The sequence below is a fragment of the Paenarthrobacter nitroguajacolicus genome, assembly GCF_007786235.1.
Lineage (GTDB): Bacteria > Actinomycetota > Actinomycetes > Actinomycetales > Micrococcaceae > Arthrobacter > Arthrobacter nitroguajacolicus_A.
The window spans coordinates 1-13213 of the sequence record NZ_VNFK01000025.1; the positions used below are offsets into that span (position 1 = coordinate 1).

The following is a 13213-nucleotide window of genomic DNA, read 5'->3' on the forward strand; positions in this document are numbered from 1 at the left end:
GCGGCGGGGCCGGCGTTGAAGACCTGGGTGCTGAGTTTGGTGTCGCCGAGTTCCTTGGCGATCAGGCCCTTGCTGGTGCCCACCAGCGCCGGGCCGTGGGTGACGTTGCTGAAGTAGCCGAGCTTGAGCTCAGCGGCGGGCGACGTAGTGGGAGCGGGCGCGGCCTGGTTGTTCTGCGAAACAGCGGAAGCAACTGCGGCGCCTGCACCGATCAGCAGCACCAGGCCGACGGCCAAGGCGATCTCAACTGTGCGGCGGCGCTTGGGCTTGGGGGCGGTCTCACCGGCGACGATGCGGGTGGACGAGTTGTCTTGGGGTGAAGACACGGACATATTCCTTTGGGAGAGGGCTGGCCTGCAGAAGCTCCAGGCCAAGAACGGAGATGGTGTGAGGATGCTGGGGATGTTCCGCCGACACCCGGTGGACGTGGGAAAGCAGAATCGTCCTGAGGGATCCTCATGCGGCGGAGTTTGCTCTTCTTCAGAGCCGATGCATGCTCGAGATTACGTAGGTCGCTCCCCCGCAACAAAGAGGTACGTCTCCAGCGGTAATGCGGCGACATTGTGGTTCTCGGGACGACGCGTTGACGCAACAAAAAGACCATTACCGTCATCTTGGGCGCGCAAGCAGGCTAGGCAGAACCATCAACAAAGAATGGTGTCGCTAAATTGAGAAGTCTTACTAAATAATCCTGTTTACTACTCGGGATTGAGAAGTATTGATCGACATTTCAAGAAACTCGCGCGTAAATTCCAAATCCCGCTAGCTTTTGAGGACCCAGTCATTTGTGACCGGGATTTCCATCAAAAGCCTTTGGGTGCTTCGCGCAGGAATGCCTTGTCATGCACCCGGACAGAGAGACACCGGCATGACAACACAGCTCACCGATGAACACACCTCAATCCGGACGTACGTCCAGGACCTCAGGCGCCGGGTTGAAGGCATCGAGATCCTCGAGCCCGGCACCGGGACCACCCGCTACAGCCACGACGCAGCCACCGCTAAAACCGCAGCAGACAGCGGAAACCTGGGCCCCGCCGTCGTACTTCCGGCCACAGCAGCCCAGGTGCAGGAGGCCGTAAAAGTAGCGGCCGAACTGGGTGTGACAGTGGTCCCCCGCGGAGCCGGGACGGGCCTGTCGGGCGGCGCCACGGCGCAACCAAGCGAGGTGGTCATTTCCACGGAAAAACTGACTGCCATCATCGAGGTTTCCCCTCTGGACGAAGTAGCGGTGGTAGAACCGGGCGTCATCAATGCAGACCTGAATAAGCACCTTGAACCCTTCGGGCTTTTTTACGCACCGGATCCCGCCAGTTTCGATATTTCCTCCATCGGCGGCAATATCGCCACGAATGCCGGCGGGCTAAGGTGCGCCAAGTACGGGGTGACGCGCGAATCCATCCTGTCTCTCGACGTCGTCCTCGCAGATGGCAGCCTCATCACCGTTGGTCACCGCTCTATCAAGGGCGTCACGGGACTGGATCTGACGTCGCTTTTTGTTGGTTCGGAGGGCATCCTCGGAATTGTCATCAAGGCGACGGTCCGCCTCCGCCCTATCCCGGTGGCCCGCAAGACGGTCAGCGCGTTCTTCAACAGCACCGCGGAGGGCACCGACGGGCTGGCGGCCATAACCCTGTCGCCCGTCAGGCCCGCAGCGATCGAATTTTTCGACACCCCAAGCCTTGCCAACATCGACGCCCACTCCGGGACCAACTTGAGGGACCGCGGTGCCGCTCTGATTCTCATTGAGATCGACGGTTACGGCATCGGCGACCAAGCCGCAGACCTAGCCACCGCGCTCAGCGCGGCTGGAGGTCGCGTCACGGTGGAGTCTGATGACGACGGCCTTCGGCTCTGGGAACTGCGCCGCAGCGGCCGGGGCCTCCCGCAGGACAAGTGGTATATCGGCGAGGACATCGCCGTGCCCAAGTCCCAACTGCCCAAGGTCTATGCCGCCTTCCCCGCCTTGGAAGCGCGCTTCGGCGTGGACATCTCGGCGGTATCGCACGCAGGCGACGGGAACCTTCACCCACTGATCACCAAGGACAAAACGCCCGACGACGGCACGAACCCACCTGCCTCCCTTCTGGAAGCTGCCACTGAACTCGTGAAAGTGGCGCTTTCCCTCGGCGGGACCGTCACCGGCGAACACGGCGTAGGAACCATCAAGCGCGAATGGGCAGCACTCGAACTCTCGGAACGCAGCCGCGAGGTACAGCACGCCATCAAAGCGGCAATCGACCCCCAGCAGACCCTCAATCCCGGCAAGGCCATCTAAGCGCCCTACCTGCAGCACCACCCCAACGCAATCCCCAACGCATCCAGGAGAAACCCCATGAGCACCTTCAACACCCCCGAATTCCGCAGGCGGGCCTTCCTCGCCGGCCTCGGCGCGCTGTCCACTTCCGCCCTCGTCACCGCCTGCGGCGGCACTTCGGCCAGCACCGGCGCCAGTTCCACTACCCCGGTGGACGGCGGCAACATTACCTTCCTGATCCAGGGCTACGACACTGGCTGGGTCTCCAGCAAGACCTCCATCTCCAGCTATGAAGGCAACCTCTGGGGCCAGATCACGGACAAGCTGGTGTACGTCAACGAAAAGGGCGAGCTCAGCCCGTGGGTTGCGGAGAGCTGGGAGGAACTCAACGGCGCCAAGGACTTCGTCATTCATTTGAAGAAGGGAGTGACCTTCTCTGACGGCACACCGCTGGATGCGGCGGCGGTGGTGGCCAACCTCAACGCCTGGGCCAAAGGCGATTCCACCCGGGGCGTCAGCAAGGTGGGCCTCTTTCCCTCCAGCAACTTCGTGTCAGCAGAGGCGACCGATGCTGGAACTGTGAAAGTAGCGTTCTCATCTCCCGCCCTGGGCTTCATCGCGACGCTCGCGTACCACGGCTGCATTCTGCTCTCCCCGAAGACCTTGGCCCTGCCGGTGGAAGCCCAGGCCGACCTCAGCCAGGAAATCGGCAGCGGACCGTTCGTGGTCAACTCCTGGAAGCAGGGAGACACCTACGTCCTGGAGAAGCGCAAGGACTACAACTGGGGTCCGGCAGCGCTCGGCCACACCGGTCCGGCCCGCCTGGACACCATCACGTACAAAGTCATCAAGGACACCTCGGTCCGGACCTCCACAGTGGTCTCCGGACAGGCCGATGTTGCCTTCAACGTTGAGCCGCAGGAAATCGAGTCGCTCAAGGCACAGGGCTTCACGGTGGGCACGCCACGCTATTTGGGCTTCGTGGACGGCTTCCAGGTCAACACACAGGCCTTCCCCACCAACGATCCCGCCGTACGCAAGGCTATCCAGCACGGCATTGACCGCGAAGAAATCCTCAAGACCGTCTACACCAGCGACTGGAACGCCGCCACCACGTTCATCCAAGGCAACGTACCCGAAGCAGGCGAGTTCAGCGACTCCTTTAAGTTTGACGCCGACAAAGCCAACAAGATTCTCGACGACGCAGGTTGGACCAAGGGTTCTGACGAGTACCGCACCAAGGACGGCAAGACCCTCGAGTTCACGCTCACTCCCAACCCTTATGTGCCGTCCACCAAGGCCGAGGATGAGCTCATCGCCCAGCAGCTCAAGAAGGTGGGCATCAAGGTTAACCTCAAGGTAGTGGACGTGGCCGGTTACGCGGCCGTGCAGGCCAGCAAGCCGCCGCTGTTCCAAACTTCCCGCAGCTTCGTCGACGTCGGAACGGTCGCCGGAGTCCTGACCAGCCAGAACAAGGGTGAAGACTGGTTCGGACTGGGTACCAGTGACCAAAAGCTGAACGACCTTTCCACCGCCATCGCCACGGCCTCGGACCGGGCATCCCGCGAAAAGGTTGCCGACGAACTGCAGCAGTATGTCCTGGAACAGGGCTACTTCATTCCCCTTAACCAGCTGGTCCAGCGCCTGTACCTGATCAGCCCCAAGATCAAGGACGTTCAGTACAACGGCCTGGCGTACGCGAACTTCTACACGGCCTGGATTTCGCAGTGACGGGCGACTACCGGCGTTTTGCCCTGACGCGCGGTGGCCAGGCGATCGTCGTCGTGCTTCTCACGTACGTGTTCACGTTCCTGATCATCAGCGTCCTCCCGGGCGATGCCATCACCAATACGCTCAGGGACCCGCAGCACGGCTTGAGCGAGGAAGACATCCAGCGGATTGTCGCCTTCTACGGCCTCGACCAGCCCGTGATCGTCCAACTGCTGCTCTCCTTGGGACGCTTCCTGACGGGTGAACTGGGATTCTCCTTGCAGTCCAACCTCCCGGTGTCCCAACTGGTGGGTGATGCCCTGCCTTCGACGCTGACACTGGCAACAACAGCGTTGGTCATCGCCATCATCTTCGCCGTGGCTATTGCCTACGGCGCTCAATACCTACCCGGAAAATGGGCGGCAGTCGTCCGGTCCATACCGTCGTTCTTCCTGTCGGTGCCCAACTTCGTGATCGGCTTGGTGCTAATCGAGTTCTTTGCTTTCCGGCTGCACTCGTTCACCACCACCGATCCCAACAGCCCGGTAGCAACTCTGTTCGCCGCGATCACCCTGGCCATCCCGGTCTCAGCGCCCCTAGCCGAAGTTCTTATAGCCAGCCTGGACCACGAATCCCGGCAGGAATACGCTCTGGTGGCCCGTTCACGCGGACTGACCGAGGCCAGGCTGTTCGCCAAGCACCTCGTGAAGCCCTCGGCCCTGCCTTCGGTTGCCATGGTGGCTCTCATTGTGGGTGAACTGCTGGGAGGTTCAGTGATTACGGAGACCATCTTTGGCCGGGACGGGATCGGCACAGTGGTCCAAAAGGCCGTGACCGGCGAGGACCAACCCGTTCTTCAAGCGGTCGTTTCCCTGTCAGCCGTGGTCTTTGTTGCCGTGAACCTGGTGGCGGACCTTGCCTCGCCGCTGTTGGATCCACGCGTCAAACTCCGGGAGACCACACTCAAGGAAAAGGTGGGCGCATGACTGCCATCCTCAGTAACACCCAGCTCCGCGACCTCGGATCGGCGCCCAGGAAACACACCGCCGGCCTGCCGCCGGCAACCGTCCTGTTGTCCTTCGCCGTGGTTCTGGTGGTCATCCTATGGTCACTGGTACCGGGCCTCTTCACGTCCCTGAGCCCCGTGACTGGCGACACCGCCAGCAAGTTGGCCGCACCGAGCGCCGCCCACTGGTTCGGCACCGACTACCTTGGCCGCGATCAATACGCCCGGGTGGTCTACGGAACCGCATCCTCGGTGACAAGTGCACTGGTGGCCGTGCTGATCGGCTTGGTGATCGGCAGCATCATCGGCCTGGCCAGCGGGTTCCGCGGCGGCTGGGTAGACGCCGTCCTGGGCCGTTTCGTCGACGTCCTGCTGGCCATCCCCGGCTTCCTCCTAGCGGTGGTCATCGTCAGCTCCCTGGGTTTCCAGACCATCAACGCTGCAATCGCCACCGGAGTGTCCGCCGTCGCGGTCTTTGCGAGGCTGATGCGGGCAGAGGTAATGCGGGTCCGCAGCGCCACCTACGTTGAAGCGTCCTACCTTGAGGGCGGAAACCGGCTGCACGCGCTGCTGGGACATGTCCTCCCCAACGCGTACCGCTCGGTGCTGGTACTGGCCGTCCTGCAGTTCGGCACGTCCATCCTGATCATCGCTTCCCTGGCATTCCTTGGCTACGGTGATCCGCCCCCCGCCTCGGATTGGGGGCTACTGGTCGCTTCGGGCAAGACCTACGTCACGGCTCCATGGCTCGTGTACGCGCCCGCTTTGGTCATCGTGGTCACCGTCCTGTCGGTGAACCGCATCAGCCGCTGGCTGCGAAACGCCAAGTGAATATTCGAAAGGACACCGACGTGTCAGCTGACCTACTAACGGTGGAAGGTTTGTCGATCGCCTACGGTCCCACCACCGTCGTCCACGACGTCTCGTTTTCCGTTGCCAAAGGCGAGAGCCTGGCGTTGATTGGCGAGTCCGGTTCGGGCAAGTCCACCATCGCCAAAGCCGTGCTGCGCCTGCTCCACCACGGCGAAGCGACGGCGAGGGGCCGGGTGGCGCTAAACGGTCGGGACATTCTGGCCTTGCCCGAAAAACAGTTCCGTCCCCTGCGCGGTCGGGCGCTCGGGTTCATCCCGCAGGATCCCGCCTCGGCGCTGAACCCGGTCCGGACCGTCGGCGCCCAAGCACATGAAGCAGCGGCGTTGCTCGGCGAAACTGATTCTTCAGTCCGGCGCACCAAGATACTGGACGTGCTGGAGCAAGTGGGCCTGCCCGATCCCATGCGCGTGTACGACTCTTACCCCCACCAACTCTCGGGGGGCATGCTCCAACGCGTGCTGATCGCCCTGACCGTGCTGCCACGACCGTCACTGATCGTCGCCGACGAACCCACGTCCGCCTTGGACGTGACGGTGCAAAAGCTCATCCTGGACATGCTCACCGAGCTCCGCCAGGAACTGGACATCAGTCTGCTCCTGATCACACACGACCTCGCCATCGCGGCCGAACGCGCCGACTCCCTGGTGGTGCTGAAGGATGGTGCGGTGCAGGAAAGCGGCTCTTCGCGCGTCGTTTTCGCCTCACCCCAAACGGATTACGCGCGCAGCCTTCAGGCTGACGTCCCCGCGCTCCATCCGGACAGGTACCGGGACCAGCGCACTGCCTTTCAAAGCACGCACGACGGCGGCTCCCGCATCGGGGATGTTTCCTCACCGTCACCGGGACTCCAGATTGATGTTCAGGAAGTGAGCAAGCGCTTCTCAGCCGGCGGGCAAGACGTCCTTGCCTGCGACGGAGTGTCCTTCTCCGTGCAACGCGGGCGGACGCACGCCCTCGTTGGCGAATCCGGTTCCGGCAAGACCACTGCGGTGCGGCTGCTGCTTGGCCTTGAACAGCCGGACGGTGGGCAGATCTCGGTAGCCGGCCAATCGACGTCGGGCAGGTCCCGCACGGAAGTGCGAGACATCCGCAGGCACCTTCAGCTCGTGTACCAAAACCCATTCACCTCCTTGGACCCAACGTGGCGGGTAGGCAGAATCATCCGCGAACCGTTGGACCAGTTCGGGGTAGGGACCAAGCCGGAACGTGCCCAGCGGGTGCGCGAGGCACTGGAGTCGGTGGGGCTTCCGGCCGACGTCGCCTCCAGGCGGCCCGCGCACTTGTCCGGTGGCCAGCGTCAGCGGGTGGCGATTGCCCGTGCGCTGGTGGTGAGGCCCGACGTCGTGGTTCTGGATGAGCCAACATCCGCGCTTGATGTGAGCGTCCAGGCAGGGATCCTGGAGCTTCTGTCTAAACTACAACGCGAACTGGGCCTCACCTACCTGTTCGTCTCGCACGACTTGGCCCTGGTGAGGCAGGTGGCTGACACCGTTTCCGTCCTGCGAAAGGGACAGGTGGTGGAAGACGGAGCTGTGGAGGACATCTTCTCGCGACCACAGCACCCCTATACCCGCGCACTCCTTGACTCGATTCCCCTGGCCACTCCCGCATCCGCGCTTGGCGGGCTTGCCACGGAAGCCAAACAACTAGCAAAGGCCACGGCATGACCACCCAAACGCTAACAACCACCCGACGCCCCGCACTGATCGAAGCCTTCACCGCACCGAAAGGATTCGGCGACCAAACGCTCCGGGACCGCAGGGCAGATGCCATCGAATTGCTGGGCGGCATCCCGGACCCCAGCGTCCTCCCCACCGAGGCATTGGCCGCCGCTACCAGCCGCGTGCTGGCCAAACCAGGCGTCCCGGCACTGCAATACTCGCGAACGGAAGGCATCTCGCCGCTGCGTGAATGGATCGCCGAACGCGAAGGTGTTCCGGTAGATCGGATCCTGATCACCAACGGGGGCTTCCACGGACTCGCCCTCGCGATCCAATCAGTGGTGGAACGCGGGGACCTGGTGGCAGTGGACAACCCGATCTTCCCGTTGTTCCTGCGAGGGCTTCAGTTGTCCGACGCCCGGCCCCTCCCCATCTTCGTGGGACCCCACGGCCTCGACATCGATCACCTCTCGGACCAGCTACGCGCAGGCGCCCGACCATCCGCGCTCTATACCGTGCCGGACTTCCACAACCCTTCCCAAGGAACCCTGCCCGGGGAAGCCCGGAAGGAGCTGGTCCGGCTGGCAGAACAGTACGGTTTCGTGATCCTGGCCGACAACCCCTACCGCGAACTTCGCTTTGCCGGTGAGCAGGAGAGCGTAGAGGAATTCAACAACTCCGATCATGTCCTCCACATCAACACATTCACCAAAACCCTGGGGCCGGGGCTTCGCCTCGGCTGGACCGTGGCACCCGAGCGGCTGTCCCGTGATCTTGTGGCTTTGCGGAGCAGGCAGGACTCACACAGCTCTACGTTGGTCCAGGCCATCATCGCAGAGCTGGTGACCTCCGATCCCGGAATCTTCGACGTAACTCTGGACCAGGCCCGCGCCCTGTACAAGAACCGGGCCGAAACGCTTGTCAGCGCGCTGCATCGCGAGGCGCCAGGGGCCTTCGAGACCGTGCTTCCCGATGGCGGGCTGTTTCTCTGGCCGAAGCTGGCAGATTCTTCAGTGAACCCTGACCAGCTTGCTGCCGATGCCAGCGCCGAGGGTGTGGAGTACCAACGGGGTTCGTTTTTCCCCTCAGGACCCGGCACTGACGCTGATCGGCACCTGCGCCTGGCGTACGGTGACGTTCCCGCCGCAAAGCTTGAGGAAGCGGCTGCACGACTGGGGCGGGCGCTGCAAAGGCAGCAGGGCTAGACAGTCGGTTCAGGATCAGTAGGGCAAGAGGACGACGGCGGGAGGTACCGCCGTCGTCCTCTTGCCTGTCTGTTCCTAATCCTCGGACGCCGGCTCCGCACCGGCCGCTGACACAAGCGGCCCGAGCATCAGACTTCCTTGGGCGAATTCCTCACCGCACACCGCACACGACACCACTGGTTGCAGGTCGGCACCGCAACTGTGCTGGTAGGAAGCACGGGGAGTCTCGTCGCGCATCCACGCACTGCTCCATGCTGCGAGTGAAATGAGGATGGGGGCTACTTCGGCCCCGGAAGTTGTGAGGTGGTATTCGTAGCGCGGGGGGTGTTCGGAGTACTGGACGCGCTCAATCACGCCGCGGCTTTCGAGAGTGCGCAGCCGGCCCGTAAGTATGTCACGGGACGCCCCGGTATTCCGCGCGATCTGATCGAACCGGTGTACGCCCAGGGACATCTCGCGGAGCGCCAGCAGCGCCCACCGCTCCCCCAGAACGTCGAGCCCCGCCGCGATAAAACACGCCCGGGGCCCATCAAGTTCCTTGTCGATCGAACGGTTCACCTGTCACCTGCTTTCGTTATTTTCCTCAAGTATACAAGTAGGTTGGAAAATCCAACTTACTCCGTTACTCTGATGTTCTGAGGTCGCGACGACCGCGTCGCCTCCAATCTGAGTTCAGGAGAATCCATGTCATTGCTAGCTGGCGCCGTCGTCCTCGTTACCGGCGCGAATGGAGGTTTGGGCCGCGAGCTCGTGGAACAGGCCCTCGCCCGGGGTGCCGCGAAGGTTTATGCAACGGCCCGCCGACCGCAGGAGTGGAGCGACTCCCGAGTCGTCCCCCTCGCCCTCGATGTCACCAACCCTGACTCGATCCGGACCGCAGTTACTCAGGCCCAGGACGTCACCGTTCTGATCAACAACGCCGGCATCAGCGTCGAATCGGACACGTTCCTGACTCTCTCCGACGAGAAGTTCCGCGAAATCATGGAGACAAACTTCTTCGGGCCGGTGGCCTTGATCAGGGCATTCGCACCGGTCCTCGCCGCCAGCGGGAGTTCAGCGGTTCTCAACATTCACTCGGTGCTCAGCTGGATCGCCCTCACCGGCGCCTACAGTGCGTCAAAGGCCGGGCTGTGGTCGGCGACTAACTCCTTCCGCCAGGAATTGGCGCCCCAAGGCACGCAGGTCACGGGTGTTCACGTCGGCTACATGGACACAGCCATGGCCAAGGGCGTCAATGCCCCGAAGACCTCGGCCGAGGAAGCCGCGCGGAAGTCCTTCGATGGGCTCGAACAGGGTGACTACGAGGTCATCGTGGACGAAATCAGCGCAGGTGTGAAGCTCGGCCTATCTGGGCCGATCTCGGATCTGTACCCCGCATTGGCAGCCAGCACCCCGGTATGACCGCAGCAAAACTGGAAGTCATGAGAGCCCCAAGGAGAAACCTGTGACAACCGACCCCTCAACGCAACGCTCTGAAACATTCACGTGGATCGATCCGGCAATCGCGCTCGAAAAGCTGCCACGGCTGTCGGGTATGGACTACTTTTCCGGCCTCCGCGAAGGCAGCATTGCGCCGCCGCCGATCGCTTCGCTCATGAAATTCGATCTCGTCGACGCGAGGTTCGGACACGTCGAATTCCAGTGCTGGCCGGGCGAAGCGCATTACAACCCGCTCGGAATGGTGCACGGCGGCCTGGCATGCACGCTCCTGGACACGGTGCTCGGCTGCGCGGCACACACCACCTTGGATGCAGGGATCGGGTACACCTCTATCGATCTGGCGGTCAAGTACCTGCGACCCATCACGCTTCAAAAGGATGCGCTGCACGCGGAGGGGTCAGTTGTAAAAGCCGGCCCACGGGCAATCTTCACCGAAGGACGCCTCAGCACCACCGACGGAAAACTCCTCGCCACTGCCACAAGCACGCTGCTGGTCTTCCCGCACCAACCGGGCGGGAAGTAGCTACAGCTGCTCCTCAGAGAGCCAGCACATGAAGGCCATGAGACGGGACCTTCAGGTCTACTGCGTAGCCGGCCCCTATCGAGCCTTGTCCCACCCGCTTTAACCTGACAAAGCAGCCCGGACGGTCTGCTCACGCCAAAAGAGAGCCGGATCCAGGCGGCATCTACGCAGTTCCTCGAAATCATGCCGCACTCAGCCCTCATATCCATGAAGAGGTGTAGGACAACCGCGACCCTGAACCCGGTCTTCCACAACCAAACAGGCGACCCTCGACGCCAGGCACACCCCGCAGCCAGTGTCAGATGGACCTGACCAACCAGAATGTACACACGTTAAAGCAAAAACCCCCTCTGACGAGGGGGTATGCTGTGCCCGAGGTGGGACTCGAATGTGATTCCAAGCCCTGTCATTGCTGGGAAGTCCCGGAAACATGCGGAATCCGGGGCAGTTCGAGGCCCGTACGGGCCAATCCGGGGCGCAAGGTGTGGACATTGTCCCTGGTCCTTTTTGCTCATGCCCACGGCTTCCCGGTCCAGGGGGACAGAGCAAACCGAGGACGGAAGTGGGCGAAAGGTTCACGGCCAGCCGGACATCTGCATAACCCCGCCAAGGCTGGCAGTGACGTTGCAACGACTGACGGCAACTAACTGAGATCCAACAGCCCCTTCGGGTGTCGGGACTTCGTTCGGCGCTCCTGCGTCACCTCGCAAAGATGCGCACAACCCCCACCCAGCGCCGCGGCACATAGGAGAACGACTCCCAATCCCAACAATCACTGACACTCGACAAGGGGCGAGGAGTCACGCTCATTAACGCGCTCACCTAAGAAACCCGGCAGACCTTCTCACCTTTGTCGGCCAAACGCTCGGCTTCTAGCCATACGAAAGCGTCGCCTGCATCACCTTCGACAACGTTTTCCCACCCGACTTTTCATTGGAAGTCGCCTTACGTCTAGGCTGATCATGGCCACAGATCGGCCAGCCGGAGCACTCCCCGCCGTCTAGCTCCCGGAAATCGGAGCTGGGATTGTTTCGCTTGGTCCATTACCCAGCGGGCGGGACCGGTCAGGAGCCCGATCGCATATTGAAACTGCCGCCGAATCGCGCAAGAAACGGGCATCCGTGTCCGACGGAAGGGATGTGAGCCTTCGCCTGTCGAACCTTCGCAGGGAGATATGTCGGGGCCCTAAACCCGGGGATTACCGGATGGCGTCGCCTCAGACAGAAGGCATGTCCTAGCGTCGATACGACGCCAACCGCTACGGCCAAGTCCACCCCCACCATTCTCTCGACAGATTTTTACAGCTGCATGACATGACTTGACAGCATTTACGCGTCGCTGTTTGGATGACTCATCGGCAGGCAATTCTGTTTGAATCGACATCTGAGTCTTTTGGGGGAAGTAAATGCGTAAGAAAATGAAATTGGCCAGCAAAATCCTGACCGCAACGCTCGGGTGTACTTTGGCGCTGAGCACACTTGCAATGGCTGCGCCATCGCACGCAGCCGCGCCGACCGTAGGCGAACAGAAGAGCGCGAAGCTAAGTGACACGAACGTTCAAGAGATCAAAGACCTGCTCAGCAGGTTCCAAGTCCCGGCCGGTCAGCAGAAGGAACTGATCAAGAAAGTTAGGCACGGCACTCCCTGGGACGTTTACGACTCAAACAAGGTTCCTGTCGCCGTGGAGCATGACCAAGTCATTGGTGATATGAACTACACCATCAAACGGTACGCGGACGGATCCGTTGCAGCCCAAGGGGTCGAACGTCCAGTCACAGTTGACCCTAGCGCGCCCAATCCTATGTCGATTTTCAACTGTTCAGTTACTACGGGCTCTGGCTACGCCGCTTACCGAAATTGCCAAGTCGACGGTGTGTGGGGCACTGTACTTTTAGGTGCCTACGGCATGGACTTCACGATCATCAACGGGGCTCTTGATACGATCAGCGATAGAGGGGCAGGGTTTCAGAAGTGCATTTTCCCCACAGGCTGCAGCACACCAACCAGGGTCTTCTACCAAGCCCAGGAAGGCCCAGGTGCCGCACATTCACGTTGGCAATCCGACGTTACCCACGGTTTCACAACGTGGAATGTGTGGGTCCAGTTGAACGTCGCCAACAACACCTATTGGCAAACCAACTCGTAACGAGGAATCCATGGACTCCAACTCTGAACCGCAGCTTCCCGCCGCCTTTGAAATAATCCCCTGGGGCGTGTGTCTCCTATACATCGCATTACTCATCGCAGCCCTTGTAACCATCCATCGTGGTGGCCTGCTGTCGGCTACTGAGCGTTTGGTTTGGACCTTGATTGTCATATTCCTTCCGATCTTTGGTGCGATTCTCTGGTTCGTTTTCTTCAGGTCAAAGAGAAGGAGTCGCGTGAGCAGCTAGGTACTTGAGAGCTCGCAATCAACACCACACGCGGAGTGCCTGCGCATGCGCAGGCACTCCGCGTCTTTTGTGGCTCTAGCAACCTAGTCAGAGCGTCAGCAGGCGGTGAAATGACGGGCTCCTCGGTTTGCTGCTGAAGCTCCGG

11 protein-coding genes and 1 pseudogene are annotated in these 13213 nt (G+C 61.5%); 10 read left to right on the plus strand and 2 right to left on the minus strand.

Annotated features, from left to right (window positions below; genetic code table 11):
- Positions 1-326, minus strand: a pseudogene (locus FQP90_RS21360) (sulfonate ABC transporter substrate-binding protein); the annotation flags it as partial.
- Between the two features lie 542 nt (positions 327-868).
- On the opposite strand from FQP90_RS21360, the gene FQP90_RS21365 reads away from it, so the two are divergent.
- The 6 genes from FQP90_RS21365 to FQP90_RS21390 are packed head-to-tail and all read left to right on the plus strand — an operon-like array spanning position 869 to position 8712.
- Positions 869-2278, plus strand: a complete 1410-nt coding sequence (locus tag FQP90_RS21365) for an FAD-binding oxidoreductase (protein WP_144653077.1) — start codon at positions 869-871, stop codon at positions 2276-2278.
- A gap of 57 nt (positions 2279-2335) precedes the next feature.
- Positions 2336-3988, plus strand: coding sequence for an ABC transporter substrate-binding protein (locus tag FQP90_RS21370; RefSeq protein ID WP_144653078.1), 1653 nt, complete (start codon positions 2336-2338; stop codon positions 3986-3988).
- A complete protein-coding gene (locus FQP90_RS21375; protein ID WP_144653079.1) occupies positions 3985-4953 on the plus strand; it encodes an ABC transporter permease in 969 nt (322 codons plus the stop codon). The genes FQP90_RS21370 and FQP90_RS21375 overlap by 4 nt, the downstream gene beginning before the upstream one ends.
- On the plus strand, positions 4950-5804 hold the full coding sequence (locus FQP90_RS21380; RefSeq protein ID WP_144653080.1) for an ABC transporter permease: 855 nt from the start codon (positions 4950-4952) through the stop codon (positions 5802-5804). Before FQP90_RS21375 ends, FQP90_RS21380 begins: the two co-directional genes overlap by 4 nt.
- Positions 5805-5824: 20 nt before the next feature.
- Complete coding sequence (locus FQP90_RS21385; protein WP_244296921.1) at positions 5825-7513, plus strand: ABC transporter ATP-binding protein; 1689 nt, start codon at positions 5825-5827, stop codon at positions 7511-7513.
- Positions 7510-8712, plus strand: coding sequence for an aminotransferase-like domain-containing protein (locus tag FQP90_RS21390; protein WP_144653082.1), 1203 nt, complete (start codon positions 7510-7512; stop codon positions 8710-8712). Before FQP90_RS21385 ends, FQP90_RS21390 begins: the two co-directional genes overlap by 4 nt.
- 75 nt (positions 8713-8787) lie before the next feature.
- Here the strand turns inward: FQP90_RS21390 and FQP90_RS21395 are convergent, their stop codons facing one another.
- Positions 8788-9270: a winged helix-turn-helix transcriptional regulator gene (locus tag FQP90_RS21395; RefSeq protein WP_144653083.1), complete on the minus strand. Its 483-nt coding sequence runs from the start codon at positions 9268-9270 to the stop codon at positions 8788-8790.
- A 126-nt stretch (positions 9271-9396) separates the two neighbouring features.
- Between FQP90_RS21395 and FQP90_RS21400 the strand changes: the two genes are divergently transcribed.
- The 4 genes from FQP90_RS21400 to FQP90_RS23890 all read left to right on the plus strand — a co-directional run bounded on the left by FQP90_RS21400 (position 9397) and on the right by FQP90_RS23890 (position 13068).
- Positions 9397-10113: an SDR family oxidoreductase gene (locus FQP90_RS21400; RefSeq protein WP_144653084.1), complete on the plus strand. Its 717-nt coding sequence runs from the start codon at positions 9397-9399 to the stop codon at positions 10111-10113.
- 43 nt (positions 10114-10156) lie between these two features.
- On the plus strand, positions 10157-10675 hold the full coding sequence (locus FQP90_RS21405) for a PaaI family thioesterase (RefSeq protein ID WP_144653085.1): 519 nt from the start codon (positions 10157-10159) through the stop codon (positions 10673-10675).
- Between the two features lie 1405 nt (positions 10676-12080).
- Entirely contained in the window at positions 12081-12821 is a 741-nt protein-coding gene (locus FQP90_RS21410; protein ID WP_144653086.1) for a hypothetical protein, read from the plus strand.
- 10 nt (positions 12822-12831) lie between these two features.
- The gene (locus tag FQP90_RS23890) at positions 12832-13068 is read left to right on the plus strand and encodes a PLDc N-terminal domain-containing protein (RefSeq protein WP_144653087.1); all 237 of its coding nucleotides are present in this window, start codon (positions 12832-12834) and stop codon (positions 13066-13068) included.
- Positions 13069-13213: the final 145 nt, after the last annotated feature.

Excerpts from the sequence above, each read along its gene's own strand:
- FQP90_RS21410 (WP_144653086.1), top strand. The coding sequence starts at position 12,081 with ATGCGTAAGAAAATGAAATTGGCCAGCAAAATCCTGACCGCAACGCTC.
- FQP90_RS23890 (WP_144653087.1), top strand. The coding sequence starts at position 12,832 with ATGGACTCCAACTCTGAACCGCAGCTTCCCGCCGCCTTTGAAATAATC.
- FQP90_RS21400 (WP_144653084.1), top strand. The coding sequence starts at position 9,397 with ATGTCATTGCTAGCTGGCGCCGTCGTCCTCGTTACCGGCGCGAATGGA.
- FQP90_RS21365 (WP_144653077.1), top strand. The coding sequence starts at position 869 with ATGACAACACAGCTCACCGATGAACACACCTCAATCCGGACGTACGTC.
- FQP90_RS21380 (WP_144653080.1), top strand. The coding sequence starts at position 4,950 with ATGACTGCCATCCTCAGTAACACCCAGCTCCGCGACCTCGGATCGGCG.
- FQP90_RS21370 (WP_144653078.1), top strand. The coding sequence starts at position 2,336 with ATGAGCACCTTCAACACCCCCGAATTCCGCAGGCGGGCCTTCCTCGCC.
- FQP90_RS21390 (WP_144653082.1), top strand. The coding sequence starts at position 7,510 with ATGACCACCCAAACGCTAACAACCACCCGACGCCCCGCACTGATCGAA.